A 25,143-nucleotide genomic window follows, 5' to 3' on the forward strand; every position below is an offset into this window, starting at 1 on the left:
GACTTTTTATATCGTTAAGATACGGTCTTGTGAGTGCCCACACAGATTGTCTGATTATATTGTTAAAGAGCAGTGCGTTGCGGTCTTATCCGCTTCGCGAGGTGGCGTATATTACGCTAATCACCTTTAGAGTCAACGTTTATTTTAAAGCGTTTTCTCTTTCTTTATCGCCCCGGTTGTGTGTTCACAGCGCCGTGTCGATGGAGGCGCATTATAGGGATCCGTTCTCATTACACAACAATTTTCTTGATCTTTTTTCCTATTCGCGTGTTTTTCGACCCTTTCGATGAGATCTTATTCGATCCACGTCACTTTTTAGTTGCCGCAGCCGCATATCTGTCGATATTTTGTCTGTTAATGCAAATAATGAGTACGTGGCAAATAACTACATAGGCTAAACAACTACGAGGTTATCGATGAGTGCAAAAACATTCCGTCGTTATAACGGTATCTCTCCCGTTTTAGGCGAGAGAGTCATGGTCGATCATTCCAGCGTGGTGATTGGCAAGGTAACACTAGGCAATGATGTTGGTATTTGGCCCCTTGTCGCCATACGTGGCGACGTTAACTACATTACCATTGGTGCCAGGAGTAATATCCAGGATGGATCAGTGCTTCATATCACCCACTGTTCAGAGAAAAAGCCTGAAGGTAACCCACTTATTATTGGGGAAGATGTCACTGTGGGCCATAAAGCAATGCTGCACGGTTGCCAAATAGGAAATCGGGTTCTGGTAGGAATGGGATCAATACTCCTCGATGGAGTCGTTGTTGAGGATGATGTCATGATTGGAGCTGGTAGCCTGGTCCCGCCAGGAAAACGCTTAGAGGAAGGACATCTATACGTTGGTAGCCCAGTTAAAAAAATTCGGCCACTGACACAAGAAGAAATAGAGGGACTGATTTACTCGGCAAATAACTATGTTCGTTGGAAAGACGAGTACCTTGCTCAGGATAATGAGTAACAGCCCTTATCATCCCATTTTTCAGCAAGAATCATTTTTTCCAATTCATCTTCAAGATCCCATCGATGTTCCCTGAACAGCGCTAGCCACTGTTCGGGGCTATCACCACCGTAACGGTGCTGAAGACGTTCGGCACTTATCAAACACTCCTGCTGAAAACCATTGACTAAAACAGGAAATCGGACCGCCGTTACCTCATCATCCCACTTTTCAAGATCTGGGAACTGGATCGCCTGATTCATTTAACGAGATCCTGTTTCAGTAAACCAATGACTGGCTCAACGTCCGGCATCACACCATGCCAAAGTTTAAACGCATGTGCCGCTTGCCCCACCAACATTCCCAAACCATCTGCATAATGGATAGCACCGTGCTGTACGCACCATGACAAAAAGGGAGTAAGTTGCGGTAAATAAAACATGTCATAACAGCTCGTTTCCGGCGAAATAAGTTCTGCCGGTAAGTTAGGAATACTGTCGTACATCCCAGAAGATGTTGCGTTAATGATCAGATCAAAAGACTGACCATGTAAATCGTCGAGGGAAACAGCGTGAATATCACCACTATCACAGAAAATCTTAGCTAAGGCCTCAGCCTTGGAAAAGGTCCGATTAGTCAGCACAACAGTACAACCATAGGCCAGCAAGGGTTGGATAACACCACGCGCCGCACCACCCGCACCAACGAGCAAAACACGATCCAGAGGTTTTACCAACGCCAATCGTTGCAGATCGCTGAGCAAACCGATGCCATCCGTATTATCACCATACAGACGGCCGTCACTCAGCCTCTTCAATGTATTGACCGCCCCCGCAAGCGCAGCACATTCACTACGTTCATCAGCTTCAGCAAAAGCTCGCTCTTTAAAGGGCGCAGTTACATTCGCACCACCAGCCCCATCGTGAAAATACTGACGCAGCATCTGCTCAAAATTATCCAGAGGCGCTAACACACGCTGATATGTCAACTTTATTCCCGTCTGTGTAGCAAATAGCTCATGTATACGAGGTGATTTACTATGTGCAATCGGATTGCCAAAAACCGCAAAAGACATTACTTCAGACACATTCTCCTCCAACTTGCCGTTACCCCTGACGAATGAGCTCGCCGGTTAATACATCCCTGATTTCTGATGGATTCATTCTTCCGCCAACTGCCCCCACAAGCACAGGGAAATCATCGCCAAACTGTAGAGAGACTTCCCGAGCAGTGCGGCAAGGTGGTTGACCACTCAAATTGGCGCTTGTCGAAACCAACGGTTTACCATAGCGCAGGCATAGCGTCTTAACTAATGGGTGATCACTAACGCGCACCGCAAGCGAAGAAAACTGCCCCGTTAACCACGGCGGCGTCGTAGGTTTTGCAGGTAATACCCAAGTAACCGGACCTGGCCATGTGGAAAACATCATAGCTTTCTGCTTATCGGATAACGTGCTGTCATTAATGTAAGGCACCAGTTGGCGAAAATCTGCCGCAATAAGGATCAATCCTTTTTGCCAAGGCCGCTGTTTTAATGCCAGCAGGCGATTAACCGCAGCCTCACTATCAGGATCACATCCCAACCCAAACACCGCTTCAGTCGGGTACGCAATAACCTGCTCTTTATGCAATTCCCGTAAAATGGGAATCATTAGTTCATCAGATACATCACTCATTCTTATCAATTTCTGTCGCTATTGGTTTTCCACATAATTTACTGGCACAAAATAGCTTGATGCCTTGTGCCGTCTTTTTCTCAAAAAGTAAGGCGTAATGGCAAGAAGGACATTCGCCCGCTATCGGCTTATGGTTTAACGTAAATTGGCAATCGGGATAGCGATCGCAAGAATGAAATACTTTGCCGTAGCGAGATTTACGCTGTAACAGCGTACCTTCATTACACTGTGGGCATCGAATCGCCGTTTCATCAGGACGATCGATAGTCTCGGTATGGTGGCATTCAGGGTAATTGCCACAGCCGATGAACATTCCATAACGGCCTTGCCGTAGTACTAATGTCGACTGACAAAGTGGGCATTTCTGCCCATCCAACACCTTGACGATATGCCCATCAGCTTGCGCTTTCAGCGGGCGAATAAACTCACACTCTGGATACGCAGAACAGCCAAGGAATGGGCCATGCCGACCAGATCGGATAACCAGCTCTGACCCACAGTCTGGACATATTTCCTGTTTTTTTTCAGCAAACAGTGCAGGTTTAACCATTCGAACTGTTATTCCTCAGGCTATTGCACATAACCGTCATTGACCTCAAAAAGTAATTCTTCCATTTGCTGATAGGCATTCTCACAACCTGGCACATTGAAAAGCACCATGAGAATGACCCACTTTAGATCTTCCAGATCAAACTCCTGCGTATCCAACGCCATAACGCGTTCAATAATCATTTCCCGCGTTTCAAGATTCAGAACCTGCATTTGCTCAAGAAACAATAAAAAACCACGACATTCCGCATCAAGACGTAACTCTTCATCCTGCGTATAGATCCGCATAGCCAGAGGATCGCTAGCCAAATAAAGCGGCGCCGTCTGCCCTTCCTGAATATCGGCCAGTTTTTCCAGCCAACTCAACGCGCTATAGATATCGTTACGATGGAATCCAGCGCGGGTGAGGTCATCAGTTAACGTATCCTGATCGACACGCATTTCAGTTTCATTGTGGATGTAGCTCTCAAACAAGTACATGAGTACGTCGAACATGGCCTGCCCTCCTTAATCGGACATAGCCGCCGGGTACTGCTGCGATCCATCCTGCTAACTCCAGCTCTAATAGCTTAGTGACTATCTCTGGCACAGGTTGGCCGGCACGTTCAGCGACAACGTCAACAGGTGTAACCTCATCTCCTACGTTAGCCAACACGTCGGCAAATGGCAATTCGCCATCCTCTTCTTCTTTAGAAATAGTTTGCTCGCTTTCCATTGATAGCCACTGTAATTCACTCACCAACTGTTCAAGAATATCCTTCGGATGTGTAACCAGACTGGCCCCCTGCTGAATTAACCAGTGGGTTCCCTCTGTCATCGGGTTACCAATCGGCCCCGGTAGAGCAAAAACTTCCCGTCCTTGTTCCAAGGCATAACGAGCAGTGACCAACGACCCACTGCGGATAGACGCTTCAATGACCAGGACGCCCAGTCCTAGCCCACTAATGATACGGTTTCTTCTGGGGAAATTGGTTGGGAAAGGCGGCATCGCGAGGGGAAATTCAGAGACCAGCGCGCCGCCATCGCCACAAATACGCTCGGCCAGCTTGACGTGGCGCTTGGGGTAAATATTCCTCAACCCGCTTCCAAGCACTGCAATTGTTCTCCCTCCCGAATCCAAAGCAGCACGATGAGCGATACCATCGATGCCAATTGCTAGCCCGCTTGTAACCGTGAGTTCATTCACGGCAAGTTCCTGAGCGAAAAAGCATCCCCAGCGTTCACCGTAAGCACTGCTACCCCGGCTACCAATAATCGATATTTGTGGCGATGCCAATAACTCAGGGGAACCAGAGACAAAGAGCAACAGCGGAAAATCACGAATATTACTCAACAGAAAGGGATAAAGGGCATCTTCGCACGTCACGATATGATTATTGGGAGAAGACGACCAGTTGAGCGTGTCTTCTAGGATCCTGCGATCATAGGTACAAAATTGGGCTATTTGAACATCCGACAGGCCTAACGCCCCCAAAGTCTCGTTATCGAATGTATTTAAATCAATAAGCTTTTTGACAATAGTTCGAACGCGCCTAACACCTAAGTGCCGTACGCCCGTCATACGTAGCCAGATTTCCGTTGATAGCATCGGCGTCCCTTATTCCGCTCTGTTCAGATAAGTGGTGCAATTCGGTGCTGATGCTGTCAATCGTGGCAGGAAATGTCTAGAATGGGCACTAAGACTCTCTCACTATTCAGATACAGATCTAAACATATATGTCAGTTTTGCAGGTATTACATTTTCCAGACGAGCGGCTCCGCATCACTGCGCAACCCGTAAAAGAAGTCAATGCAGATATTCAACGTATCGTGGATGATATGTTCGATACCATGTACGAAGAAGAAGGTATTGGCCTGGCCGCGACACAAGTGGACATTCATCAGCGCATTATTGTTATTGACGTCTCTGAAGAGCGGGACCAACGACTGGTGCTGATCAATCCCGAACTGATTGAAAAGAGTGGCGATACGGGCATCGAAGAAGGCTGTTTGTCGATCCCTGAAACTCGAGCCCTGGTTCCTCGTGCAGAGCATGTAAAAGTGCGCGCATTGGATCGTGAAGGTAAAGCATTCGAACTTGAAGCAAGTGAGCTACTTGCCATTTGCATTCAACATGAAATGGACCATCTGGTTGGGAAATTGTTTATCGATTACCTTTCCCCACTTAAACGCCAGCGCATTCGTCAAAAACTGGAAAAGCTGGCTAAGCAGAATAGCCGGGCCTGATAACTTTCATCCTGACAGGAAGCACCGTGTCTGATTCTTTACGTATCATCTTTGCCGGAACCCCTGATTTTGCAGCACGTCACCTTGACGCGCTTTTATCATCAGAGCATGAGGTCGTTGGCGTTTTCACACAGCCTGACCGACCAGCAGGAAGAGGTAACAAGCTCACGCCAAGCCCGGTAAAAGTACTGGCAGAGCAACATAGTATCCCCGTTTTCCAGCCTAAATCTCTGCGACCCGCAGAAAATCAGGTGATGGTTGAAGCGTTAGATGCCGATGTTATGGTTGTTGTCGCTTACGGCTTGATTTTGCCGCAGCCCGTGCTATCTATGCCTCGCCTTGGCTGCATTAATGTACACGGTTCTCTACTACCTCTCTGGCGTGGAGCTGCGCCTATACAGCGTGCATTGTGGGCTGGGGATAGTGAAACAGGTGTGACGATCATGCAAATGGACGTTGGACTCGATACTGGCGCGATGCTACACAAAATTGCGTGCCCCATCCTGCCACAGGATACTAGCGCAACACTATACGATAAACTTGCTGCACTAGGGCCGCGTGGCTTATTGGAAACGCTGGAACAGCTTGCAGATAGCAGCGCTGTCGCAGAAGCGCAAAACGATACCCTTGCCACCTATGCAGAAAAGCTCAGTAAAGAGGAAGCCCGCCTAAACTGGCGGTTATCTGCCGAGCAGCTTGAGCGCTGTATACGTGCTTTTAATCCTTGGCCAGTCAGCTATTTCATCGTGGATGAACAACCAGTGAAAGTCTGGAAATCTGAGGTCATAGCCAAAGCACATGGCTCACAGCCAGGTACAATCTTACAGGCAGATAAGCAGGGTATTCAGGTAGCAACCGCCGATGGCATTTTGAATATTCAGGAATTACAGCCCGCAGGCAAAAAAGTAATGAGTGCGCAGGACCTGCTTAACTCGCGTCGTGAGTGGTTCGTTCCCGGTAATACACTGAACTAATCTATTTTTCATATCGGCGTCATGCCGGTATATCCTCTCCCTTTTACGTATACGTCATCGCTAACACATGAAAAGCTCATACAATCTACGCAGTATTGCCGCAAAAGTGGTGGGACAAGTTCTGGATCAGGGGCAATCACTCAGTGCCTTATTACCTGTCCATCAGCGTGACGTTTCCGATAAAGATCGCGCACTTTTACAAGAGCTTTGCTTCGGTGTATTACGCGTTTTACCGCAGTTGGAATGGTGTATCCAACAACTGATGGCTAAGCCCCTGACGGGCAAACAACGCACATTGCATTACCTCATCATGGTCGGCATCTACCAACTGCACTATACGCGGATCCCGCCACATGCAGCTCTGGCAGAAACTGTAGAAGGTGCCGTGGCGTTAAAAAGACCACAACTCAAGGGGCTGATTAACGGCGTATTACGCCAATTCCAGCGTCAGCAGGAAGAGCTCCTTCAGCGTGAGGCAACTCACACATCTCACTACCTGCACCCAAGCTGGCTGCTGGCACGCATTGAAAATGCTTATCCAAATCACTGGCAAGATATCGTTGAGGCAAATAATCAACGTCCTCCGATGTGGCTACGCGTGAATCGGTTACACCACACACGTGAAGCGTATTTAAACTTGTTGGTTCAAGAAGGAATTGAAGCATTTCCTCATACCGAATACAGCGATGCGATACGACTTGCGTCTCCCTGTGCGGTCGATCAATTGCCAGGATTTTCACAAGGGTGGGCAACCGTACAAGATGCTTCGGCCCAAGGCTGCGTCTACTGGCTCGATCCACAAGATAGTGAGCAGATACTCGATCTTTGTGCCGCACCTGGTGGGAAAACAACACATATTTTAGAAGCTGCGCCAAAATCTCATGTGCTCGCTGTCGATGTTGATGAAACACGTTTAGGCCGAGTAAAAGAAAATTTACTTCGGTTACAAATGCATGCTGAAGTCAAACAAGGCGATGGACGTTATCCCAGTTCATGGTGTGAAGGCCGTGTATTTGATCGCATTCTATTGGACGCACCTTGTTCCGCTACTGGCGTGATTCGTCGGCATCCTGATATTAAATGGCTGCGCCGAGACAGAGACATTGAAGAATTAGTTGCACTGCAAAAAGAGATTCTCGATGCCATTTGGCCACACCTCAAAACAGGCGGCACGATGGTTTATGCTACCTGCTCAATTCTGCCGCAAGAAAATGCTCAACAAGTTACAGATTTCCTGTCTCGCCATGCCGATGCCGCGCTTGTTGATACCGGTACAAGTGAAATCCCGGGTATACAGATGCTTCCACATGCTGATGGCGGTGATGGTTTCTTTTATGCAAAGCTGGTAAAAAACTGATATTGAACCCAGTATTGTCTGCAACAAGCAGCAATTAATAAACGGCATGGCTTATTATGAAAATTATCATTCTTGGAGCGGGTCAAGTCGGCGGAACACTGGCGGAAAACCTAGCGGGTGAAAACAATGACATCACTGTCGTTGATACTGATGCAAATCGGTTACGCCAGCTTCAGGATAAGTTTGATCTGCGTGTTGTTACGGGCTATGCCTCTCATCCGCGTGTACTACGTGAAGCAGGGGCGGAAGATGCGGATATGCTGGTGGCCGTTACCAATTCAGATGAAACGAATATGGTAGCATGCCAGATCGCTTATTCCCTGTTCAAAACACCAAACCGTATCGCACGCATTCGTGCTGCTGAATACATCCGTGAATCAGAGCAGCTATTTTTACCAGAAGCCGTTCCCATCGATCACCTGATCTCTCCCGAGCAGTTAGTGATCGATAATATTTACAAACTGATCGAATACCCTGGAGCACTTCAGGTCGTCAATTTCGCCGAAGGCAAAGTGAGCCTTGCCGCTGTTAATGCCTACTATGGTGGCCCATTGGTCGGTAATGCCCTCACCTCTCTGCGTGAACATATTCCCCATGTGGATACACGAGTTGCCGCTATTTTCCGCCACGACCGTCCAATTCGCCCGCAGGGTTCTACCATAATCGAAGCAGGTGACGAGGTGTTTTTTGTCGCTGCTTCCCAGCATATTCGCGCAGTAATGAGCGAATTACAGCGCCTTGAAAAACCGTATAAAAGGATCATGATCGTTGGTGGAGGAAACGTCGGCGCAGGATTGGCACAGCGGTTAGAAAAAGATTACAGCATCAAGCTGATAGAACGGAATGCGGACCGGGCGGCGGAACTGGCTGAGCTGTTGCAAAATACAGTAGTGTTCCATGGCGATGCCTCAGATCAAGAGCTTCTCGCCGAAGAACATATCGAGCAGATCGATGTATTCATCGCTATCACCAACGATGACGAAGCAAATATTATGTCAGCAATGCTGGCTAAACGCATGGGCGCGAAAAAAGTGATGGTGCTCATCCAGCGCCGAGCTTATGTCGATCTGGTTCAGGGTAGTGTCATTGATGTCGCAATCTCTCCACAGCAGGCGACAATTTCTGCGTTACTCAGCCACGTACGTAAGGCAGACATCGTTAGCGTATCCTCTTTGCGCAGAGGCGTAGCCGAAGCGATTGAAGCGATCGCCCATGGTGACGAGGGCACATCGAAAGTCGTCGGCAGAATGATTGAAGACATTAAGCTTCCACCAGGAACTACCATCGGCGCAATCGTTCGCGGTGATGATGTCATCATTGCCAACACAAATAGTAAAATTGAGCAAGGCGATCATGTCATCATGTTCTTGGCTGACAAAAAATTTGTGCCTGATGTTGAACGGTTATTTCAACCAAGCCCCTTCTTTTTGTAATATAGGAACAAATTTACTGCCAACCAGATAATCTGGCAAAGATACGGCTATTGGTTAGAATTAATTTATATTTTTGGCAAGGAGAACAGATATGAGCATCATGAAAGAATTCAGAGAGTTTGCCATGCGTGGCAACGTTGTCGATTTGGCAGTGGGTGTCATTATTGGTGCCGCTTTCGGCAAAATTGTTTCCTCTCTGGTATCAGATATTATTATGCCACCACTTGGACTTTTGATTGGTGGTGTCGATTTTAAACAATTCAGCCTTATTCTTCGTGACGCTCAAGGCGAAATTCCTGCCGTTGTCATGAACTATGGTGCTTTCATCCAGAATATTTTTGACTTTATCATCGTCGCTTTCGCGATTTTTATAGCTATCAAGCTTATGAATAAAATGCGTCGCAAACAGGAAGATACGCCTGCCGCACCACCGAAGCCAAGTGCTGAAGAGAAGCTATTAACTGAAATTCGCGATTTGCTTAAAGAACAACACAAACAGTAAAAATTGAATTTCTCTTCAAATACAGCTGTATTACACAGAAAGTAAAAAGGCCAGAGGTAAATAATCACTTGATTGCTTACCACTGGCCTCCCAACTACCCTTCTTCATATGCTTATCTTTTCTACGATAGCTTCCTTTCCCTTTTTCATTCACTTCAATTCGTTGGCGAAACAACGGGTCATGTAGCAATGCCTCAATGGCGTTGTCCTGAATTTCCCCACGTTTATGGCGGTATGTGGTCATCATCACTCCTAAGAAAGTCGATATGGTATGTACTTAAATAAAACGTGCAGAGTATATAGTCGAAATCAATGGATGAGAACAGGTAGGTACGTGTTTTCCAACTGATTCAAACACCGATAATCTCTTACCGTGTGTATTCATGCAAAAGAATAGGTTATTTTAGATATAAAAAAACCGGGTTTCCCCGGTTTTTTTACGCTCTTACAGATTACTCTGCAGTAGCTACTTCTTCTGTCTGCGAAACTGAGCGATCAACGAGCTCGATGTATGCCATCGGCGCATTGTCGCCAGCACGGAAGCCACACTTCAGAATACGAGTGTAACCACCGGCACGGCTCGCGAAACGCGGGCCCAGTTCATTAAACAGTTTTGCCACGATCTCGTTATCACGAGTACGGGCGAATGCCAGACGACGATTAGCAACGCTGTCGGTCTTGGCAAGAGTAATCAGCGGTTCAACAACGCGACGCAGCTCTTTCGCTTTCGGCAGGGTCGTCTTGATGATTTCATGACGAACCAAAGAACTAGCCATGTTACGGAACATAGCCTGACGATGGCTGCTGTTACGGTTCAGTTGACGACCACTCTTACGATGGCGCATGACCTTATCCTTCTCAGTAAAACCTTAACCTGTGATCTGGTTACTCATCAGCAATACTTGCAGGTGGCCAGTTTTCTAGGCGCATGCCCAGAGAAAGACCACGGGAAGCCAGTACGTCTTTAATCTCAGTAAGAGATTTTTTACCCAGGTTAGGCGTTTTGAGCAACTCAACCTCGGTACGCTGTACCAGATCACCGATGTAGTGGATAGCTTCTGCCTTAAGGCAGTTAGCAGAGCGGACAGTCAATTCCAGATCGTCAACAGGGCGCAGCAGGATCGGATCGAATTCTGGTTTCTCTTCTTTAACTTCTGGCTGACGAACATCACGTAAGTCAACAAAAGCTTCAAGTTGTTCAGCCAGAATGGTTGCCGCACGGCGGATCGCCTCTTCAGGATCGATCGTGCCATTGGTTTCCATTTCGATGACTAGCTTGTCCAGGTCAGTACGCTGCTCTACGCGAGCCGCTTCAACATTGTAGGCAATACGCTCTACAGGGCTGTAGCAAGCATCAACTAACAGACGACCAATTGGGCGCTCATCTTCTTCCGTATGAATACGGGCAGATGCCGGCACATAACCACGACCACGTTGAACTTTGATACGCATACTAATAGATGCGTTTTCATCGGTCAGGTGGCAAATTAAGTGCTGCGGCTTGACGATTTCGACATCACCATCATGGATGATGTCGGCTGCAGTCACAGGGCCAATGCCAGATTTATTCAGGGTAAGAATAACTTCATCTTTACCTTGAACTCTCACCGCCAGCCCTTTCAGGTTGAGCAGGATTTCCAGGATATCTTCCTGTACGCCTTCTTTGGTGCTGTACTCATGCAGTACACCATCAATCTCAACCTCGGTCACCGCGCAACCTGGCATGGATGAAAGCAGAATACGGCGCAGTGCGTTGCCAAGAGTATGGCCGAAGCCTCGCTCTAGTGGCTCAAGGGTCACCTTGGCGTGCGTCGAACTCACTTGCTCGATATCAACCAGGCGCGGTTTTAGAAACTCTGTCACAGAACCCTGCATTGTGTCCTCTCTTTGGTACTAAGCTTTACTTGGAGTAAAGCTCGACGATCAGGTGTTCATTAATGTCCGCAGACAGATCGGTACGTTCAGGAATACGTTTGAACACACCTTCCATCTTGGCAGCATCAACTTCCAGCCAAGTTGGCTTTTCACGCTGTTCAGCCAGCTCCAGAGCGGCTTTCACGCGAGATTGCTTTTTCGCTTTCTCACGGATGCTGACTACGTCATTCGGGGATACCTGATAAGAAGCGATGCTAACAACGCGACCGTTTACCATGATAGCTTTGTGGCTCACCATCTGACGTGCTTCAGCGCGAGTTGCACCAAAACCCATACGATAAACAACGTTATCCAGACGACCTTCCAGCAATTGCAGCAGGTTTGCACCTGTGTTGCCTTTCAGACGTGCAGCTTCTTTATAATAGTTACGGAACTGACGCTCCAGAACACCGTAGATACGGCGAACTTTTTGCTTTTCACGCAACTGTACACCATAGTCAGACAGACGCGGTTTACGCGCACCATGCTGGCCAGGAGCTTGTTCAATTTTACACTTGGAATCGATCGCACGAACACCAGACTTGAGGAACAGGTCGGTGCCTTCACGACGGCTCAGCTTGAGCTTAGGACCCAAATATCTTGCCATTTTCTTTCTCCAACAATCCTAAAAGCGGCGTTATACGCGGCGCTTTTTCGGCGGACGACAACCGTTATGAGGGATCGGAGTCACATCAGTAATATTAGTGATGCGGAAACCAGCCGCGTTTAATGCGCGGATAGTAGACTCACGGCCCGGACCAGGTCCTTTAACCATAACTTCCAGGTTCTTAATACCGTATTCTTTCACGGCCTCTGCGCAACGTTCTGCAGCTACTTGAGCAGCGAACGGCGTAGATTTACGAGAACCACGGAAGCCGGAACCACCGGCAGTTGCCCAACCCAGCGCATTACCCTGACGATCAGTAATGGTTACGATGGTGTTGTTGAAAGAAGCATGGATATGAGCCACACCGTCAGAGACTTGCTTTCTTACACGCTTACGTGCACGAATAGGTGCCTTTGCCATTATTCAATCACCCCGATTATTTCTTGATCGGTTTGCGCGGACCCTTACGGGTACGGGCGTTAGTCTTGGTACGCTGACCGCGAACCGGCAGACCACGACGATGACGCAAACCACGATAAGTACCAAGGTCCATAAGACGCTTGATGCTCAGGGTAACTTCACGACGCAGGTCACCTTCTACAACAAACTTGGCAACTTCGTCACGCAGCTTATCGATTTGCTCTTCAGACAGCTCACTGATCTTAACATCTTCGGCAATTCCTGTTGCAGCACAAATAGCCTGCGACCGAGTTTTGCCGATACCGAAAATTGACGTTAAAGCAATAACGGTATGTTTATGATCAGGAATGTTAATGCCTGCTATACGGGCCACTATGCACTCCTACAATTTTATACAGCAACACCATTCTGAAAAGCCCGTTTTCAGGATACTCAAATAATGTTGCAGCTACATACAAAAGATTGGCTGGCTAATCTAGCCAGCTCAACCCAACTTTGCAAGAAAAATATGCGAGATAATCAGCCTTGACGCTGTTTATGCTTCGGTTCGGCACTGCAGATCACACGAACGACACCGTTACGCTTAACAATCTTACAGTTACGACATAATTTCTTGACGGAAGCACGAACTTTCATTTTTACTCTCCGTAACTTCTCAAGCTCACCTAATTAGCGGTTATAGCCTTTCAGATTTGCTTTCTTCAATGCAGACTCATATTGACTAGACATCATCAGAGTTTGCACTTGAGCCATAAAGTCCATGATGACGACAACAACGATCAATAAAGATGTACCCCCAAAATAGAAAGGCACTTTCATTGCGTCACGCATAAACTCCGGGATAAGGCAGATAAAAGTAATATACATCGCACCAATCAGAGTTAGGCGAGTCATCACTTTATCGATATATTTCGCCGTTTGCTCTCCCGGACGAATTCCTGGCACGAATGCACCGGACTTCTTCAGGTTATCTGCTGTTTCACGCGGGTTGAAAACCAACGCAGTGTAGAAGAAACAGAAGAAGATGATTGCAGACGCATAGAGTAACACATAAAGCGGTTGTCCGGGCTGCAAATACAGCGAAATAGTTGTCAGCCAGTTCCAACCGGTACCGCCCCCAAACCAAGATGCAATCGTGGCAGGGAACAGAATAATACTGGAGGCAAAAATGGCAGGAATAACACCAGCCATATTCACCTTCAGCGGTAAATGCGTACTCTGTGCTGCATAAACACGACGACCTTGTTGACGTTTTGCATAGTTAACGACAATACGACGTTGACCGCGCTCAATGAAAACAACGAAGAAGGTTACTGCAAACACTAAAACTGCAACCAACAGCAACAGGAGGAAGTGCAGGTCGCCTTGCCGAGCTTGCTCGATAGTATGGCCAATGGCCGGCGGTAGCCCCGCAACAATACCAGCGAAGATTATGATCGAAATACCGTTACCGATACCACGTTCTGTAATCTGTTCTCCCAGCCACATAAGGAACATTGTCCCAGTAACTAGGCTCACAACAGCGGTAAAATAGAAAGCAAAACCTGGATTTATTACCAAGTCTTGCATTCCAGGCATATTTGGCAAACCGGTAGCAATACCGATCGACTGGAATATAGCCAATACCAAGGTACCGTAGCGGGTATACTGACTAATCTTACGACGGCCAGCCTCCCCTTCTTTCTTTATCTCAGCCAAAGCGGGATGAACCACTGTTAGCAACTGAATAATAATCGATGCCGAAATATACGGCATGATACCCAGTGCAAAGATAGAAGCACGGCTGAGAGCACCACCAGAGAACATATTAAACATTTCAATGATGGTGCCTCGCTGCTGTTCAAGCAATTTGGCAAGCACAGTGGCATCAATACCAGGAATTGGAATAAAAGAGCCAATACGGAAAACAATTAGCGCACCGATAACAAACAAAAGTCTGCGCTTCAGTTCACCAACTCCGCCTTTAGCACTCTGAAAATCTAATCCTGGTTGCTTAGCCATCTGCTACTTATTCCTCAATTTTACCGCCAGCAGCTTCGATAGCAGCACGAGCACCTTTAGTGACGCGCAAACCACGAATCGTTACCGGACGAGCAACTTCACCAGACAGAATCACTTTCGCGAATTCAATCTGAATGCCAATAACATTAGCGGCTTTCAGCGTATTCAGGTCAACTACGTCGCCTTCTACTTTAGCAAGATCAGACAGGCGAACTTCTGACGTGATCATCGCTTTGCGAGAAGTAAAACCGAATTTCGGCAGACGACGGTATAAAGGCATCTGACCACCTTCAAAACCACGACGTACGCCACCGCCAGAACGAGATTTCTGACCTTTGTGACCACGACCGCTGGTTTTGCCCAGGCCAGAACCGATACCACGACCTAAACGCTTCGGTGCATGTTTAGCACCTTCGGCCGGAGACAGAGTATTTAAACGCATCTGTTACTCCTCCACTTTAACCATATAGGAAACCGCGTTGACCATACCGCGAACCGCAGGAGTATCCTCACGTTCAACAGTATGACCAATACGACGCAGACCCAGGCCAAGCAGTGTTGCCTTATGTTTCGGCAGACGACCGATTGCACTACGGGTTTGAGTGATTTTAATAGTCTTTGCCACGGTCAATTACCCCAGAATTTCTTCAACGGATTTACCACGCTTGGCAGCGACCATTTCCGGGGACTTCATGTTGGCCAAGCCATCAATCGTTGCACGAACCACGTTAATCGGGTTAGTGGAACCATAGGCTTTAGCCAATACGTTGTGAACCCCTGCAACTTCCAAAACGGCGCGCATTGCACCACCGGCAATAATACCGGTACCTTCGGAAGCTGGCTGCATGAACACACGAGAACCCGTGTGAGCACCTTTAACCGGGTGCTGCAGGGTGCCGTTGTTCAGCGCGACATTCATCATATTGCGACGGGCTTTTTCCATCGCTTTCTGGATCGCTGCTGGAACTTCGCGAGCTTTACCGTAACCAAAACCAACGCGACCGTTGCCATCACCCACTACAGTCAGTGCGGTGAAGCTGAAAATACGGCCACCCTTAACGGTTTTAGATACGCGATTTACCGCGATCAGCTTTTCCTGCAGTTCGCCAGCTTGTTTCTCGATGTGAGCCATCTTACACCTCTACCTTAGAACTGAAGGCCAGCTTCACGGGCAGCATCTGCCAGTGCTTGGACTCGACCATGATATTGGAAACCGGAACGGTCGAAAGAGACATCTTTGATGCCTTTTTCTAACGCGCGTTCTGCAATAGCTTTACCTATTGCGGTAGCTGCGTCTTTATTTCCGGTAGACTTCAGTTGTTCAGCGATAGCTTTTTCTACAGTAGAAGCGGCTACCAGGACTTCAGAACCGTTCGGTGCAATGACCTGCGCATAAATATGGCGTGGAGTACGATGTACCACCAGACGCGTCGCACCCAGTTCCTGGAGCTTGCGGCGTGCGCGGGTCGCACGACGGATACGAGCTGCTTTCTTATCCATAGTGTTACCTTACTTCTTCTTAGCCTCTTTGGTACGCACGACTTCGTCGGCGTAACGGACACCCTTGCCTTTATAAGGCTCAGGACGACGGTAGGCGCGTAATTCCGCAGCAACCTGACCAATAACCTGCTTATCTGCACCTTTCAGTACGATTTCAGTTTGGCTTGGGCATTCTGCAGTAATACCTGCCGGCAGTGCATGCTCTACTGGGTGCGAAAACCCAAGAGATAGGTTAACCACATTGCCTTTGACAGCAGCACGGTAACCAACACCAACCAGTTGCAGCTTCTTAGTGAAGCCTTCGGTAACACCGATAACCATTGCGTTCAACAAAGCGCGAGTGGTACCCGCCTGGGCCCATCCGTCAACGAAACCTTCGCGCGGGGCGAAAGTCAGAGCGTTGTCAGCTTGTTTCACTTCAACAGCATCGTGGATCTTACGACTCAGCTCGCCGTTTTTACCCTTAATCGAAACATCCTGACCGTTGAGTTTTACCTCTACGCCGGCAGGAATGACGACGGGTGCTTTTGCAACACGAGACATTTTTCCTCCCGATTAAGCTACGTAGCAGATAATCTCGCCACCAAGACCAGCCTGGCGAGCTGCACGATCAGTCATAACACCTTTAGAGGTAGAAACAACTGCGATACCCAAACCGGCCATAACTTTTGGCAACTCATCTTTTCTTTTATAGATGCGCAGACCTGGACGGCTTACTCGCTGAATGCTTTCTACCACAGCCTTACCCTGGAAATATTTAAGCTCTAATTCCAGAACTGGCTTGGTGTCGCCTTCGATTTTGAAATCTTCAATATAACCTTCTTCCTTCAGCACGTTGGCAATTGCCACTTTCAGCTTGGAGGAAGGCATGGTGACCGCAACTTTGTTCGCGGCTTGACCGTTACGGATACGGGTCAGCATATCCGCGATCGGATCTTGCATGCTCATCTGTCTTTACTCCCGTGATTCAATTGGTGACAATTACCAGCTAGCCTTTTTCAGACCCGGAATTTCACCGCGCATAGCGGCTTCACGGACCTTGATACGGCTCAACCCGAACTTCCGCAGGAAAGCGTGCGGACGACCAGTTTGGCGACAGCGGTTACGCTGACGAGACGGGCTGGAATCACGCGGCAGAGTCTGCAGCTTAAGAACTGCATCCCAACGTTCTTCGTCGGATGAGTTCACACCAGAGATGATAGCTTTCAATTCCTCGCGTTTCGCGCGGTATTTTTCAGCCAGTTTCACACGAACAACTTCGCGTGCTTTCATGGATTGCTTAGCCATTAGTAACCCTACCTTACTTGCGGAATGGGAAGTTAAAGGCGGCCAACAGCGCACGGCCTTCATCATCGGATTTCGCAGTAGTGGTAATGGTAATGTCCAAACCACGAACGCGATCGACTTTATCGTAGTCGATTTCCGGGAAGATGATCTGCTCACGCACACCCATGCTGTAGTTACCACGACCATCGAATGACTTGGCAGACAAGCCACGGAAGTCACGAATGCGCGGTACAGCAATGGAAATCAGACGCTCAAGGAACTCCCACATGCGTTCGCCACGCAGAGTTACTTTACAGCCGATCGGATAGCCCTGACGGATTTTGAAGCCTGCAACAGATTTGCGTGCTTTGGTGATCAACGGTTTTTGACCGGAGATTGCTGCCAGATCGGCTGCTGCATTATCCAGCAGTTTCTTGTCAGCGATCGCTTCACCAACACCCATATTCAGGGTGATCTTCTCGACCCGAGGGACTTGCATGACAGAATTGTAGTTAAACTCAGTCATGAGTTTTTTAACTACTTCGTCTTTGTAGTAATCATGCAGTTTCGCCATCGTACTACTCCAAATTACTTGATAGTTTCGCTATTAGATTTAAAGAAACGGACTTTTTTCCCGTCTTCGAATCTAAAGCCTACACGGTCAGCCTTGCCAGTTGCCGCATTGAAAAGTGCAACGTTAGAAACCTGAATTGCAGCTTCTTTTTCAACGATGCCACCTGGTTGATTCAGAGCCGGAACCGGCTTCTGATGTTTTTTTACCAGGTTAATCCCTTCAACAATGACCTTACTAGCAGACAGGACATTTTTTACTTTACCGCGCTTACCTTTATCTTTGCCGGTTAGCACAATAACTTCGTCATCACGACGGATTTTCGCTGCCATGATTCGCTCCTTAAAGTACTTCTGGTGCCAGAGAGATAATTTTCATGAACTTCTCATTACGCAGTTCACGAGTTACCGGCCCAAAAATACGCGTACCGATAGGCTGTTCGCTGTTATTGTTTAAAATAACGCAAGCATTTCCATCGAAGCGAATGACAGAACCGTCCGGGCGACGAACACCCTTCTTGGTGCGCACCACTACCGCCTTCAGAACATCGCCTTTCTTCACCTTACCGCGAGGAATTGCTTCCTTGATGGTAATTTTGATGATATCGCCGACGCCTGCGTAGCGACGGTGCGAGCCACCTAGAACCTTGATACACATTACGCGACGTGCACCGGAATTATCGGCCACGTTCAGCATAGTCTGTTCTTGGATCATTTTAGTGCTCCGCTAATGTCAACTACTACTTTAGGACCCTTTCGAGCCATTAAATACCCCATAATTGAGGGCGCAGCATTATAACACCGCTTCCTTAGTATGGGTAGAAAAAATAAACGGCTCTTTGCAGAGCCGTTTATCATAAGAGAAGAGCGCTACTTTATTACAGAATCGCTTTCTCTACAACGCGAACAAGCGTCCAAGACTTAGTTTTGGACAGCGGACGGCATTCGCGGATTTCAACCACGTCACCGGTACCGCATTCATTGTTCTCGTCATGTACGTGCAGCTTAGTCGTACGTTTAATGAATTTACCGTAAAGCGGGTGTTTCACAAAACGTTCGATAGCAACAACCATGGATTTCTCCATTTTGTCGCTTACAACACGACCTTGCAGAGTACGGATTTTATCGGTCATTACGCACCCGCCTTCTCAGTCAGTAAAGTCTTAACACGTGCAATATTGTGACGCACTTGTTTTACCAGGTGAGTCTGTTGCAACTGACCACTGGCAGCCTGCATACGCAGGTTAAATTGCTCGCGTAGCAGGCCGAGCAGCTCAGTGTTCAGCTCTTCAACGCTCTTTTCACGCAGCTCATTTGCTTTCATTACATCACCGTCTTAGTTACAAAGGTGGTTTTGATAGGCAGTTTCGCTGCTGCCAGTTGGAATGCCTCACGGGCTAACTCTTCCGGCACACCGTCCATTTCGTACAGGACTTTACCTGGCTGAATCAAGGCAACCCAATATTCCACGTTACCTTTACCTTTACCCATACGAACTTCAAGCGGCTTCTCGGTGATCGGTTTGTCCGGGAATACACGGATCCAGATCTTACCTTGACGCTTAACAGCACGGGTCATGGCACGACGTGCAGCTTCGATTTGACGAGCAGTCAGGCGACCGCGGCCAACAGCTTTCAGACCGAAAGTGCCGAAGCTAACATCCGTACCCTGCGCCAGACCACGGTTGCGGCCTTTGTGCACCTTACGGAATTTTGTACGCTTTGGTTGTAACATCAGCGACTCTCCTTACTTGCGGCCTTTACGCTGCTGCTTTTTAGGTTGAGCAGCCGGTTTTTCCGGTTGTTCAACGGCAGCCATACCACCCAGGATCTCACCTTTGAAGATCCACACTTTCACACCGATAACACCATAAGTGGTGTGCGCTTCGGAAGTGTTGTAATCGATATCCGCACGCAGCGTATGCAACGGAACACGACCTTCACGGTACCATTCGGTACGCGCGATTTCAGCACCGCCAAGACGGCCGCTTACTTCAACTTTAATACCTTTAGCGCCCAGACGCATGGCATTCTGTACCGCACGCTTCATAGCACGACGGAACATAACACGACGTTCCAGCTGAGAAGTGATGCTGTCAGCAACCAGTTTTGCGTCCAGTTCAGGTTTACGAACTTCTGCGATATTGATCTGTGCAGGTACGCCAGCGATATCCGCTACGACTTTACGCAGTTTCTCAACATCTTCACCTTTTTTACCGATCACGATGCCTGGGCGAGCAGTGTGAATAGTCACACGGATACTTTTCGCAGGACGTTCGATAACGATACGAGAAACGGAAGCCTTCTCCAGTTCCTTCGTCAGGTATTTACGAACTTTAAAATCGCTGTCCAGGTTGTCAGCGAATTCTTTGGTATTCGCATACCAGGTAGAGTTCCAAGGTTTGACAATACCCAGGCGAATACCATTAGGATGTACTTTCTGACCCATTGCTAGTCTCCAGAGTCTCAGCGATCGGACACAACCACAGTAATGTGGCTGGTACGCTTCAGGATGCGATCCGCACGACCTTTAGCACGCGGCATAATGCGCTTCATGCTTGGGCCTTCGTCAACGAAGATTTTCGCGACTTTCAGATCATCAATGTCAGCGCCATCGTTGTGTTCTGCGTTAGCAATAGCAGACTCCAGCACTTTTTTAACCAGACCAGCAGCTTTCTTGTTGGTATAGGTCAGAACTTCCAGAGCTTGCGACACTTTCTTACCGCGAATCAGGTCTGCCACCAGGCGAACCTTTTGAGCAGAAGAACGAGCGTGGCAATGTTTAGCGATAGTTTCCATCTCTTCCTCCTACCTTAGCGCTTCTTGGCCTTTTTGTCGGCCGCATGGCCGCGATAAGTACGAGTCGGCGCGAATTCACCCAGTTTATGACCGACCATTTCATCGGAAACAAACACCGGAACGTGCTGACGACCATTATGGACAGCGATGGTCAAACCGATCATATTTGGAAAGATCGTTGAACGACGGGACCAAGTGCGCAAAGGCTTCTTGTCTCCGCTTTCCACCGCTTTCTCTACCTTCTTCAGCAAGTGCAGGTCAATAAAAGGACCTTTCTTGAGAGAACGTGGCATGGTTTATCCTCTAAGATTATTTAGTACGGCGACGTACGATAAATTTATCAGTACGCTTGTTGCTGCGGGTCTTTTTACCTTTGGTCTGAAGGCCCCACGGACTAACCGGGTGCTTACCAAAGTTACGACCTTCACCACCACCGTGTGGGTGGTCGACTGGGTTCATTGCCGTACCGCGAACGGTAGGACGAATCCCGCGCCAGCGTGCAGCACCAGCTTTACCCAGAACGCGCAGCATGTGCTCAGCGTTGCCGACTTCGCCCAGCGTAGCGCGGCAGTCAGATTCGACTTTACGCATTTCGCCAGAACGCAGACGCAGGGTAACGTAAGAACCGTCACGAGCAACGATCTGAACGTATGTACCAGCAGAACGAGCCAATTGGCCGCCTTTACCTGGTTTCATTTCTACGTTGTGAACCGTTGAACCGACCGGAATGTTACGCATCGGCAGGGTGTTGCCCGCTTTAATCGCAGCATCAACGCCAGATTGAATCTGGTCGCCGGCTTTCAAGCCTTTCGGCGCCAGGATGTAGCGACGCTCGCCGTCTTTGTACAGAACCAGCGCGATATTCGCGGAACGGTTCGGATCATACTCCAGACGCTCAACAACTGCAGGAATACCATCTTTGTTGCGTTTAAAGTCAACTAGACGATATTGCTGTTTGTGACCACCACCGATGTGACGGGTAGTGATGCGACCATTGTTGTTACGGCCACCGGATTTGCTGTTCTTTTCCAGCAACGGGGCATAAGGCTTGCCCTTGTGCAGCTCAGGGTTAACCACTTTAACAACGTGGCGACGACCCGGAGATGTCGGTTTACATTTAACAACTGCCATTGTCTTTCTCCTCCGACTTACTCAGCGCCGCCGATGAAGTCCAGATTCTGGCCTTCTTTCAGGGTGACGTAAGCTTTTTTCCAGTCGCTACGACGACCGATACGCTGTCCGTGACGCTTAACTTTACCCTTAACTACCAGGGTGTTTACGTCTTTAACTTCTACTTCGAACAGTTTCTCTACAGCAGCAACGATCTCTGCTTTAGTCGCGTCTTTAGCAACTTTGAGAACGATGGTGTTAGTTTTTTCCATCGCGGTAGATGCTTTTTCAGATACGTGCGGCGCGCGCAGTACTTTCAGCAGACGTTCTTCACGGATCATGCCAGCATCTCCTCAACTTGCTTAACTGCATCAGCAGTCATAACGACTTTGTCGAAGGCGATCAAGCTAACTGGATCGATTGCTGCTGCATCACGCACATCAACCTTGTACAGGTTACGCGCAGCCAGGAACAGATTCTCATCCAGTTCACCGGTGATGATCAACACGTCTTCCAGTGCCATTTCTTTCAGTTTCTGAGCCAGCAACTTAGTTTTTGGCGCTTCAACAGAAAACGTCTCGACAACGATCAGACGATCTTGACGTACCAATTCGGACAGAATGCTTTTCAGCGCGCCGCGGTACATCTTTTTGTTAACTTTCTGACTGTGGTCCTGAGGCTTAGCAGCGAAGGTCACTCCACCGGAACGCCAGATCGGGCTCTTAACAGAACCTGAACGCGCACGGCCAGTACCTTTCTGACGCCAAGGTTTTTTACCGGAACCAGTTACTTCAGCACGGGTCTTCTGGGCGCGAGTACCTTGACGGGCACCTGCTGCATAAGCAACAACAACCTGATGTACCAGCGCTTCGTTGAAATCACGACCGAAGGTAGTTTCGGAAACAGTCAGCGCGCTTTGCGCGTCTTTCAATACTAATTCCATTGCTATCTCCTCACGCCTTCACAGCTGGTTTAACGATCAGGTCGCTACCGGTAGCTCCCGGAACAGCACCTTTAACCAGCAGCAGGTTGCGCTCAGCGTCAACACGCACTACGTCCAGGCTCTGAACGGTTACACGTTCGTTACCCAGCTGGCCTGCCATTTTCTTGCCTTTAAACACTTTGCCCGGAGTCTGGTTCTGACCGATAGAACCCGGAACGCGGTGGGACAAGGAGTTACCGTGAGTAGCATCCTGAGTACGGAAATTCCAGCGCTTAACTGTGCCGGCAAAACCTTTACCTTTAGATGTACCAGTAACGTCTACTTTTTTAACGTCAGCGAAAATCTCAACACTGATGCTCTGACCTACGGTGAACTCTTCGCCTTCTGACAGACGGAACTCACGCAGAGTACGGCCAGCTTCTACGCCAGCTTTAGCAAAGTGACCTGCTTCTGGTTTGGTAACACGGTTTGCTTTTTTAGCACCAGTAGTTACTTGGACAGCGCGGTAACCGTCGTTAGCCAGGTCTTTAACCTGAGTTACGCGGTTTGCTTCAATTTCGATAACGGTTACGGGGATAGATACGCCATCTTCAGTGAAGATACGGGTCATGCCCACTTTTTTACCGACTAAACCAATCATTGTTTCAACCTCTCAATCGCTCAATGACCTGATTAACCCAGGCTGATCTGCACGTCTACACCAGCAGCCAGATCCAGACGCATCAGAGCATCAACGGTTTTCTCGGTTGGCTCAACGATGTCAACCAGACGCTTGTGAGTGCGAATTTCGTACTGATCGCGCGCATCTTTATTGACGTGCGGAGAAATCAGAACGGTAAAGCGCTCTTTGCGGGTCGGCAGCGGGATCGGACCACGTACTTGCGCACCAGTGCGCTTAGCAGTCTCGACGATTTCCGCAGTTGATTGATCAATCAGACGATGATCAAACGCTTTCAGGCGGATACGGATTCTTTGGTTCTGCATGAGACCAGAGCTCCAATTATTTATAAACGTAAATGATTACTCCTCACACCCATTTCGATTGATGGGGGAGTGTAATCGTCAGCACATAACCCCCATATCGGGAGTATTGTTTTGGGCGCAATAAACAAATATTGACCCTCTGATTCGTATTGAATCAGGCTTACCTTGTTTCAGTAAGCTCGCGCATTATACGCAAATTGGCTTGGGAAGCAACAAATAGGATGAAATGATTTTAAACGCGGCCGGAACGATGGAAGTTAGTCCGGCCGGATCGGGCATAAAGCACATAACATAGTATGACTGCTATGTTACTCAGCTTTTAGCTGAGCTTGAAGATAGTTTTGTATACCAAGACGTGAAATCAGATCTAATTCAGTTTCCAGCCAGTCGATGTGCCCTTCTTCATCGGCAAGAATTTCTATCATTAAATCCCTACTGACGTAGTCATGCACAGAATCCGAATAGGCAATCGCCTCACGCAAATTCTTTGCGCCATCTAACTCAAGTTGCAGGTCAGAACGTAAAATCTCTTCGACATCCTCGCCAATATTTAACTTACCCAAATCCTGTAGATTCGGGATACCTTCAAGAAACAGGATTCGTTCGATGTAGCGATCAGCGTGCTTCATTTCGTCAATAGACTCATGATATTCGTGATCGTTAAGACGGGTTAAGCCCCAGTTTTTAAACATTCGGGCATGAAGAAAATATTGGTTAATAGCAACCAGCTCGTTGCCCAGTAACTTATTCAGGTGTGTGATGACTTTTTTATCGCCTTTCATGACATGCTCCTCCGCTCCAGTTCTTAAAGTGTAGAACTGGTCAGCAGAGAGTCAAAAAAACAACCTTACATTTTATGCAACTTCATCCATGTCAGGGATTTTAACCTGCTCTTCCTCAAAAATGACACGCGCCTGACGAATACATTTACCGCAATCTGTCCCGATAGGAACGAGCTTGCGTAATTGTTGCATAGACTGAGGCTGGTGCTGACGGACAGCATTACGAATGACTTTGTCAGAAATCGCGTTGCACAAACAAACATACATACCAGAATGACTCATCGTTATCGCAAGTGTCTTTCACGCTACTTTTCAGGACACTGCAAACAGCATTTGAAATCGCTCCTAGCGATTTTTTAACCAATTGCGACATTGTAAATAAGAATTATTTTTATTTCAATTTAGATTTAATCTTTTAGCCGTAAAAAAAGGCACCGAGGTGCCTTTTTCATGCATTGCGTTTATCAGCGATTAAGCGATAACTTTAGCAACAACGCCCGCGCCTACAGTACGGCCGCCTTCACGGATTGCAAAACGCAAACCGTCATCCATCGCGATTGGGTGGATCAGGGTAACAACCATTTTGAT

General features: G+C 48.0%; 44 protein-coding genes. 6 read left to right on the plus strand and 38 right to left on the minus strand.

Features of this window, described 5'->3' with window-relative positions:
• The first annotated feature begins 416 nt into the window (after positions 1 to 416).
• Positions 417 to 965, plus strand: a complete 549-nt coding sequence (locus KP22_RS20340) for a gamma carbonic anhydrase family protein (RefSeq protein WP_039326059.1) — start codon at positions 417 to 419, stop codon at positions 963 to 965.
• Here the strand turns inward: KP22_RS20340 and KP22_RS20345 are convergent.
• Genes KP22_RS20345 through dprA form a run of 6 tightly spaced genes read right to left on the minus strand, consistent with a single transcriptional unit; the run spans position 950 to position 4,757 of the window.
• A complete protein-coding gene (locus KP22_RS20345) occupies positions 950 to 1,207 on the minus strand; it encodes a DUF1488 family protein (RefSeq protein WP_039308866.1) in 258 nt (85 codons plus the stop codon). The two genes, KP22_RS20340 and KP22_RS20345, sit on opposite strands and share 16 nt — an antisense overlap.
• A complete protein-coding gene (gene aroE / locus KP22_RS20350; protein ID WP_039308869.1) occupies positions 1,204 to 2,031 on the minus strand; it encodes a shikimate dehydrogenase in 828 nt (275 codons plus the stop codon). The genes KP22_RS20345 and aroE overlap by 4 nt, the downstream gene beginning before the upstream one ends.
• 19 nt (positions 2,032 to 2,050) lie before the next feature.
• Positions 2,051 to 2,620 (minus strand): L-threonylcarbamoyladenylate synthase type 1 TsaC, encoded by a 570-nt coding sequence (tsaC, locus tag KP22_RS20355; RefSeq protein WP_039308870.1) that lies wholly within the window; start codon positions 2,618 to 2,620, stop codon positions 2,051 to 2,053.
• Positions 2,613 to 3,170 (minus strand): DNA topoisomerase family protein, encoded by a 558-nt coding sequence (locus tag KP22_RS20360; protein ID WP_039326061.1) that lies wholly within the window; start codon positions 3,168 to 3,170, stop codon positions 2,613 to 2,615. The genes tsaC and KP22_RS20360 overlap by 8 nt, the downstream gene beginning before the upstream one ends.
• A gap of 20 nt (positions 3,171 to 3,190) precedes the next feature.
• Positions 3,191 to 3,664, minus strand: coding sequence for a DUF494 family protein Smg (gene smg / locus KP22_RS20365; RefSeq protein ID WP_039308876.1), 474 nt, complete (start codon positions 3,662 to 3,664; stop codon positions 3,191 to 3,193).
• Entirely contained in the window at positions 3,636 to 4,757 is a 1,122-nt protein-coding gene (gene dprA / locus KP22_RS20370) for a DNA-protecting protein DprA (RefSeq protein ID WP_039326064.1), read from the minus strand. The genes smg and dprA overlap by 29 nt, the downstream gene beginning before the upstream one ends.
• A 128-nt stretch (positions 4,758 to 4,885) precedes the next feature.
• Here dprA and def point away from each other — a divergent pair, with 128 nt between their 5' ends.
• The 5 genes from def (at position 4,886) to mscL (ending at position 9,661) form a co-directional block, all read left to right on the plus strand.
• Complete coding sequence (def, locus tag KP22_RS20375) at positions 4,886 to 5,395, plus strand: peptide deformylase (RefSeq protein ID WP_039308880.1); 510 nt, start codon at positions 4,886 to 4,888, stop codon at positions 5,393 to 5,395.
• A gap of 26 nt (positions 5,396 to 5,421) precedes the next feature.
• Positions 5,422 to 6,369 (plus strand): methionyl-tRNA formyltransferase, encoded by a 948-nt coding sequence (fmt, locus tag KP22_RS20380; protein WP_039326065.1) that lies wholly within the window; start codon positions 5,422 to 5,424, stop codon positions 6,367 to 6,369.
• A 67-nt stretch (positions 6,370 to 6,436) separates the two neighbouring features.
• On the plus strand, positions 6,437 to 7,726 hold the full coding sequence (gene rsmB, locus KP22_RS20385) for a 16S rRNA (cytosine(967)-C(5))-methyltransferase RsmB (protein ID WP_039326068.1): 1,290 nt from the start codon (positions 6,437 to 6,439) through the stop codon (positions 7,724 to 7,726).
• 56 nt (positions 7,727 to 7,782) lie between these two features.
• On the plus strand, positions 7,783 to 9,159 hold the full coding sequence (gene trkA / locus KP22_RS20390; protein ID WP_039326070.1) for a Trk system potassium transporter TrkA: 1,377 nt from the start codon (positions 7,783 to 7,785) through the stop codon (positions 9,157 to 9,159).
• A gap of 91 nt (positions 9,160 to 9,250) precedes the next feature.
• Positions 9,251 to 9,661: a large-conductance mechanosensitive channel protein MscL gene (gene mscL / locus KP22_RS20395; RefSeq protein WP_039308889.1), complete on the plus strand. Its 411-nt coding sequence runs from the start codon at positions 9,251 to 9,253 to the stop codon at positions 9,659 to 9,661.
• Between the two features lie 30 nt (positions 9,662 to 9,691).
• On the opposite strand, the gene KP22_RS20400 is transcribed toward mscL, so the two are convergent.
• The 32 genes from KP22_RS20400 to KP22_RS22080 all read right to left on the minus strand — a co-directional run.
• Positions 9,692 to 9,904, minus strand: coding sequence for an alternative ribosome-rescue factor A (locus KP22_RS20400; RefSeq protein WP_039308891.1), 213 nt, complete (start codon positions 9,902 to 9,904; stop codon positions 9,692 to 9,694).
• Between the two features lie 208 nt (positions 9,905 to 10,112).
• Positions 10,113 to 10,505: a 50S ribosomal protein L17 gene (rplQ, locus tag KP22_RS20405; RefSeq protein ID WP_005970246.1), complete on the minus strand. Its 393-nt coding sequence runs from the start codon at positions 10,503 to 10,505 to the stop codon at positions 10,113 to 10,115.
• Positions 10,506 to 10,545: 40 nt separating this feature from the next.
• The gene (locus KP22_RS20410; RefSeq protein ID WP_005970247.1) at positions 10,546 to 11,535 is read right to left on the minus strand and encodes a DNA-directed RNA polymerase subunit alpha; all 990 of its coding nucleotides are present in this window, start codon (positions 11,533 to 11,535) and stop codon (positions 10,546 to 10,548) included.
• Positions 11,536 to 11,560: 25 nt separating this feature from the next.
• Positions 11,561 to 12,181 (minus strand): 30S ribosomal protein S4, encoded by a 621-nt coding sequence (rpsD, locus tag KP22_RS20415; RefSeq protein ID WP_010286047.1) that lies wholly within the window; start codon positions 12,179 to 12,181, stop codon positions 11,561 to 11,563.
• Between the two features lie 30 nt (positions 12,182 to 12,211).
• Positions 12,212 to 12,601 carry a 30S ribosomal protein S11 gene (gene rpsK / locus KP22_RS20420; RefSeq protein WP_002919257.1) on the minus strand — a complete coding sequence of 130 codons (390 nt, stop codon included), beginning with the start codon at positions 12,599 to 12,601 and terminating at the stop codon, positions 12,212 to 12,214.
• Between the two features lie 16 nt (positions 12,602 to 12,617).
• Positions 12,618 to 12,974, minus strand: coding sequence for a 30S ribosomal protein S13 (rpsM, locus tag KP22_RS20425; protein WP_010286058.1), 357 nt, complete (start codon positions 12,972 to 12,974; stop codon positions 12,618 to 12,620).
• 146 nt (positions 12,975 to 13,120) lie between these two features.
• Positions 13,121 to 13,237 carry a 50S ribosomal protein L36 gene (gene rpmJ, locus KP22_RS20430; protein WP_002227352.1) on the minus strand — a complete coding sequence of 39 codons (117 nt, stop codon included), beginning with the start codon at positions 13,235 to 13,237 and terminating at the stop codon, positions 13,121 to 13,123.
• A 33-nt stretch (positions 13,238 to 13,270) separates the two neighbouring features.
• A complete protein-coding gene (secY, locus tag KP22_RS20435; protein WP_005970255.1) occupies positions 13,271 to 14,602 on the minus strand; it encodes a preprotein translocase subunit SecY in 1,332 nt (443 codons plus the stop codon).
• Positions 14,603 to 14,609: 7 nt separating this feature from the next.
• Positions 14,610 to 15,044: a 50S ribosomal protein L15 gene (rplO, locus tag KP22_RS20440; protein WP_039308894.1), complete on the minus strand. Its 435-nt coding sequence runs from the start codon at positions 15,042 to 15,044 to the stop codon at positions 14,610 to 14,612.
• 3 nt (positions 15,045 to 15,047) lie between these two features.
• A complete protein-coding gene (gene rpmD, locus KP22_RS20445) occupies positions 15,048 to 15,227 on the minus strand; it encodes a 50S ribosomal protein L30 (RefSeq protein WP_004846568.1) in 180 nt (59 codons plus the stop codon).
• Between the two features lie 6 nt (positions 15,228 to 15,233).
• On the minus strand, positions 15,234 to 15,734 hold the full coding sequence (rpsE, locus tag KP22_RS20450) for a 30S ribosomal protein S5 (protein WP_005970257.1): 501 nt from the start codon (positions 15,732 to 15,734) through the stop codon (positions 15,234 to 15,236).
• A 14-nt stretch (positions 15,735 to 15,748) separates the two neighbouring features.
• Positions 15,749 to 16,102 (minus strand): 50S ribosomal protein L18, encoded by a 354-nt coding sequence (gene rplR / locus KP22_RS20455; protein WP_039308896.1) that lies wholly within the window; start codon positions 16,100 to 16,102, stop codon positions 15,749 to 15,751.
• A 9-nt stretch (positions 16,103 to 16,111) separates the two neighbouring features.
• The gene (gene rplF, locus KP22_RS20460) at positions 16,112 to 16,645 is read right to left on the minus strand and encodes a 50S ribosomal protein L6 (RefSeq protein WP_005970259.1); all 534 of its coding nucleotides are present in this window, start codon (positions 16,643 to 16,645) and stop codon (positions 16,112 to 16,114) included.
• 12 nt (positions 16,646 to 16,657) lie between these two features.
• Positions 16,658 to 17,050, minus strand: a complete 393-nt coding sequence (gene rpsH / locus KP22_RS20465; RefSeq protein WP_005970261.1) for a 30S ribosomal protein S8 — start codon at positions 17,048 to 17,050, stop codon at positions 16,658 to 16,660.
• A 33-nt stretch (positions 17,051 to 17,083) separates the two neighbouring features.
• On the minus strand, positions 17,084 to 17,389 hold the full coding sequence (gene rpsN / locus KP22_RS20470; protein WP_039308898.1) for a 30S ribosomal protein S14: 306 nt from the start codon (positions 17,387 to 17,389) through the stop codon (positions 17,084 to 17,086).
• A gap of 13 nt (positions 17,390 to 17,402) precedes the next feature.
• Positions 17,403 to 17,942 carry a 50S ribosomal protein L5 gene (gene rplE, locus KP22_RS20475; RefSeq protein WP_005970265.1) on the minus strand — a complete coding sequence of 180 codons (540 nt, stop codon included), beginning with the start codon at positions 17,940 to 17,942 and terminating at the stop codon, positions 17,403 to 17,405.
• Between the two features lie 14 nt (positions 17,943 to 17,956).
• On the minus strand, positions 17,957 to 18,271 hold the full coding sequence (gene rplX / locus KP22_RS20480) for a 50S ribosomal protein L24 (RefSeq protein WP_039308900.1): 315 nt from the start codon (positions 18,269 to 18,271) through the stop codon (positions 17,957 to 17,959).
• 10 nt (positions 18,272 to 18,281) lie between these two features.
• Positions 18,282 to 18,653: a 50S ribosomal protein L14 gene (gene rplN, locus KP22_RS20485; RefSeq protein WP_000613954.1), complete on the minus strand. Its 372-nt coding sequence runs from the start codon at positions 18,651 to 18,653 to the stop codon at positions 18,282 to 18,284.
• 163 nt (positions 18,654 to 18,816) lie between these two features.
• Complete coding sequence (rpsQ, locus tag KP22_RS20490; protein ID WP_039293955.1) at positions 18,817 to 19,071, minus strand: 30S ribosomal protein S17; 255 nt, start codon at positions 19,069 to 19,071, stop codon at positions 18,817 to 18,819.
• Entirely contained in the window at positions 19,071 to 19,262 is a 192-nt protein-coding gene (rpmC, locus tag KP22_RS20495; RefSeq protein ID WP_005970272.1) for a 50S ribosomal protein L29, read from the minus strand. Before rpmC ends, rpsQ begins: the two co-directional genes overlap by 1 nt.
• On the minus strand, positions 19,262 to 19,672 hold the full coding sequence (gene rplP / locus KP22_RS20500) for a 50S ribosomal protein L16 (RefSeq protein ID WP_005970273.1): 411 nt from the start codon (positions 19,670 to 19,672) through the stop codon (positions 19,262 to 19,264). Before rplP ends, rpmC begins: the two co-directional genes overlap by 1 nt.
• A 12-nt stretch (positions 19,673 to 19,684) precedes the next feature.
• Positions 19,685 to 20,386, minus strand: a complete 702-nt coding sequence (gene rpsC / locus KP22_RS20505) for a 30S ribosomal protein S3 (protein ID WP_005970274.1) — start codon at positions 20,384 to 20,386, stop codon at positions 19,685 to 19,687.
• 17 nt (positions 20,387 to 20,403) lie between these two features.
• Positions 20,404 to 20,736, minus strand: coding sequence for a 50S ribosomal protein L22 (gene rplV, locus KP22_RS20510; protein ID WP_005970275.1), 333 nt, complete (start codon positions 20,734 to 20,736; stop codon positions 20,404 to 20,406).
• A 14-nt stretch (positions 20,737 to 20,750) separates the two neighbouring features.
• Positions 20,751 to 21,029, minus strand: a complete 279-nt coding sequence (gene rpsS / locus KP22_RS20515) for a 30S ribosomal protein S19 (RefSeq protein ID WP_004929772.1) — start codon at positions 21,027 to 21,029, stop codon at positions 20,751 to 20,753.
• A 16-nt stretch (positions 21,030 to 21,045) separates the two neighbouring features.
• Positions 21,046 to 21,867 (minus strand): 50S ribosomal protein L2, encoded by an 822-nt coding sequence (gene rplB / locus KP22_RS20520; protein ID WP_039308903.1) that lies wholly within the window; start codon positions 21,865 to 21,867, stop codon positions 21,046 to 21,048.
• A 17-nt stretch (positions 21,868 to 21,884) separates the two neighbouring features.
• Positions 21,885 to 22,187 carry a 50S ribosomal protein L23 gene (gene rplW, locus KP22_RS20525; protein ID WP_005970277.1) on the minus strand — a complete coding sequence of 101 codons (303 nt, stop codon included), beginning with the start codon at positions 22,185 to 22,187 and terminating at the stop codon, positions 21,885 to 21,887.
• Positions 22,184 to 22,789, minus strand: coding sequence for a 50S ribosomal protein L4 (rplD, locus tag KP22_RS20530; RefSeq protein ID WP_039308906.1), 606 nt, complete (start codon positions 22,787 to 22,789; stop codon positions 22,184 to 22,186). The genes rplW and rplD overlap by 4 nt, the downstream gene beginning before the upstream one ends.
• Positions 22,790 to 22,799: 10 nt before the next feature.
• The gene (gene rplC, locus KP22_RS20535; RefSeq protein ID WP_010304941.1) at positions 22,800 to 23,429 is read right to left on the minus strand and encodes a 50S ribosomal protein L3; all 630 of its coding nucleotides are present in this window, start codon (positions 23,427 to 23,429) and stop codon (positions 22,800 to 22,802) included.
• A 32-nt stretch (positions 23,430 to 23,461) separates the two neighbouring features.
• On the minus strand, positions 23,462 to 23,773 hold the full coding sequence (gene rpsJ / locus KP22_RS20540) for a 30S ribosomal protein S10 (protein ID WP_001181005.1): 312 nt from the start codon (positions 23,771 to 23,773) through the stop codon (positions 23,462 to 23,464).
• Between the two features lie 308 nt (positions 23,774 to 24,081).
• Positions 24,082 to 24,555 (minus strand): bacterioferritin, encoded by a 474-nt coding sequence (bfr, locus tag KP22_RS20545; RefSeq protein WP_039326073.1) that lies wholly within the window; start codon positions 24,553 to 24,555, stop codon positions 24,082 to 24,084.
• Between the two features lie 72 nt (positions 24,556 to 24,627).
• Positions 24,628 to 24,822 (minus strand): bacterioferritin-associated ferredoxin, encoded by a 195-nt coding sequence (gene bfd / locus KP22_RS20550; RefSeq protein WP_039308908.1) that lies wholly within the window; start codon positions 24,820 to 24,822, stop codon positions 24,628 to 24,630.
• Positions 24,823 to 25,026: 204 nt separating this feature from the next.
• Positions 25,027 to 25,143: EF-Tu C-terminal domain-related protein (locus KP22_RS22080; RefSeq protein ID WP_076995039.1), on the minus strand; the 117-nt coding region annotated here is incomplete at its 5' end.

Source organism: Pectobacterium betavasculorum (assembly GCF_000749845.1).
GTDB classification, from domain to species: Bacteria; Pseudomonadota; Gammaproteobacteria; order Enterobacterales; family Enterobacteriaceae; genus Pectobacterium; species Pectobacterium betavasculorum.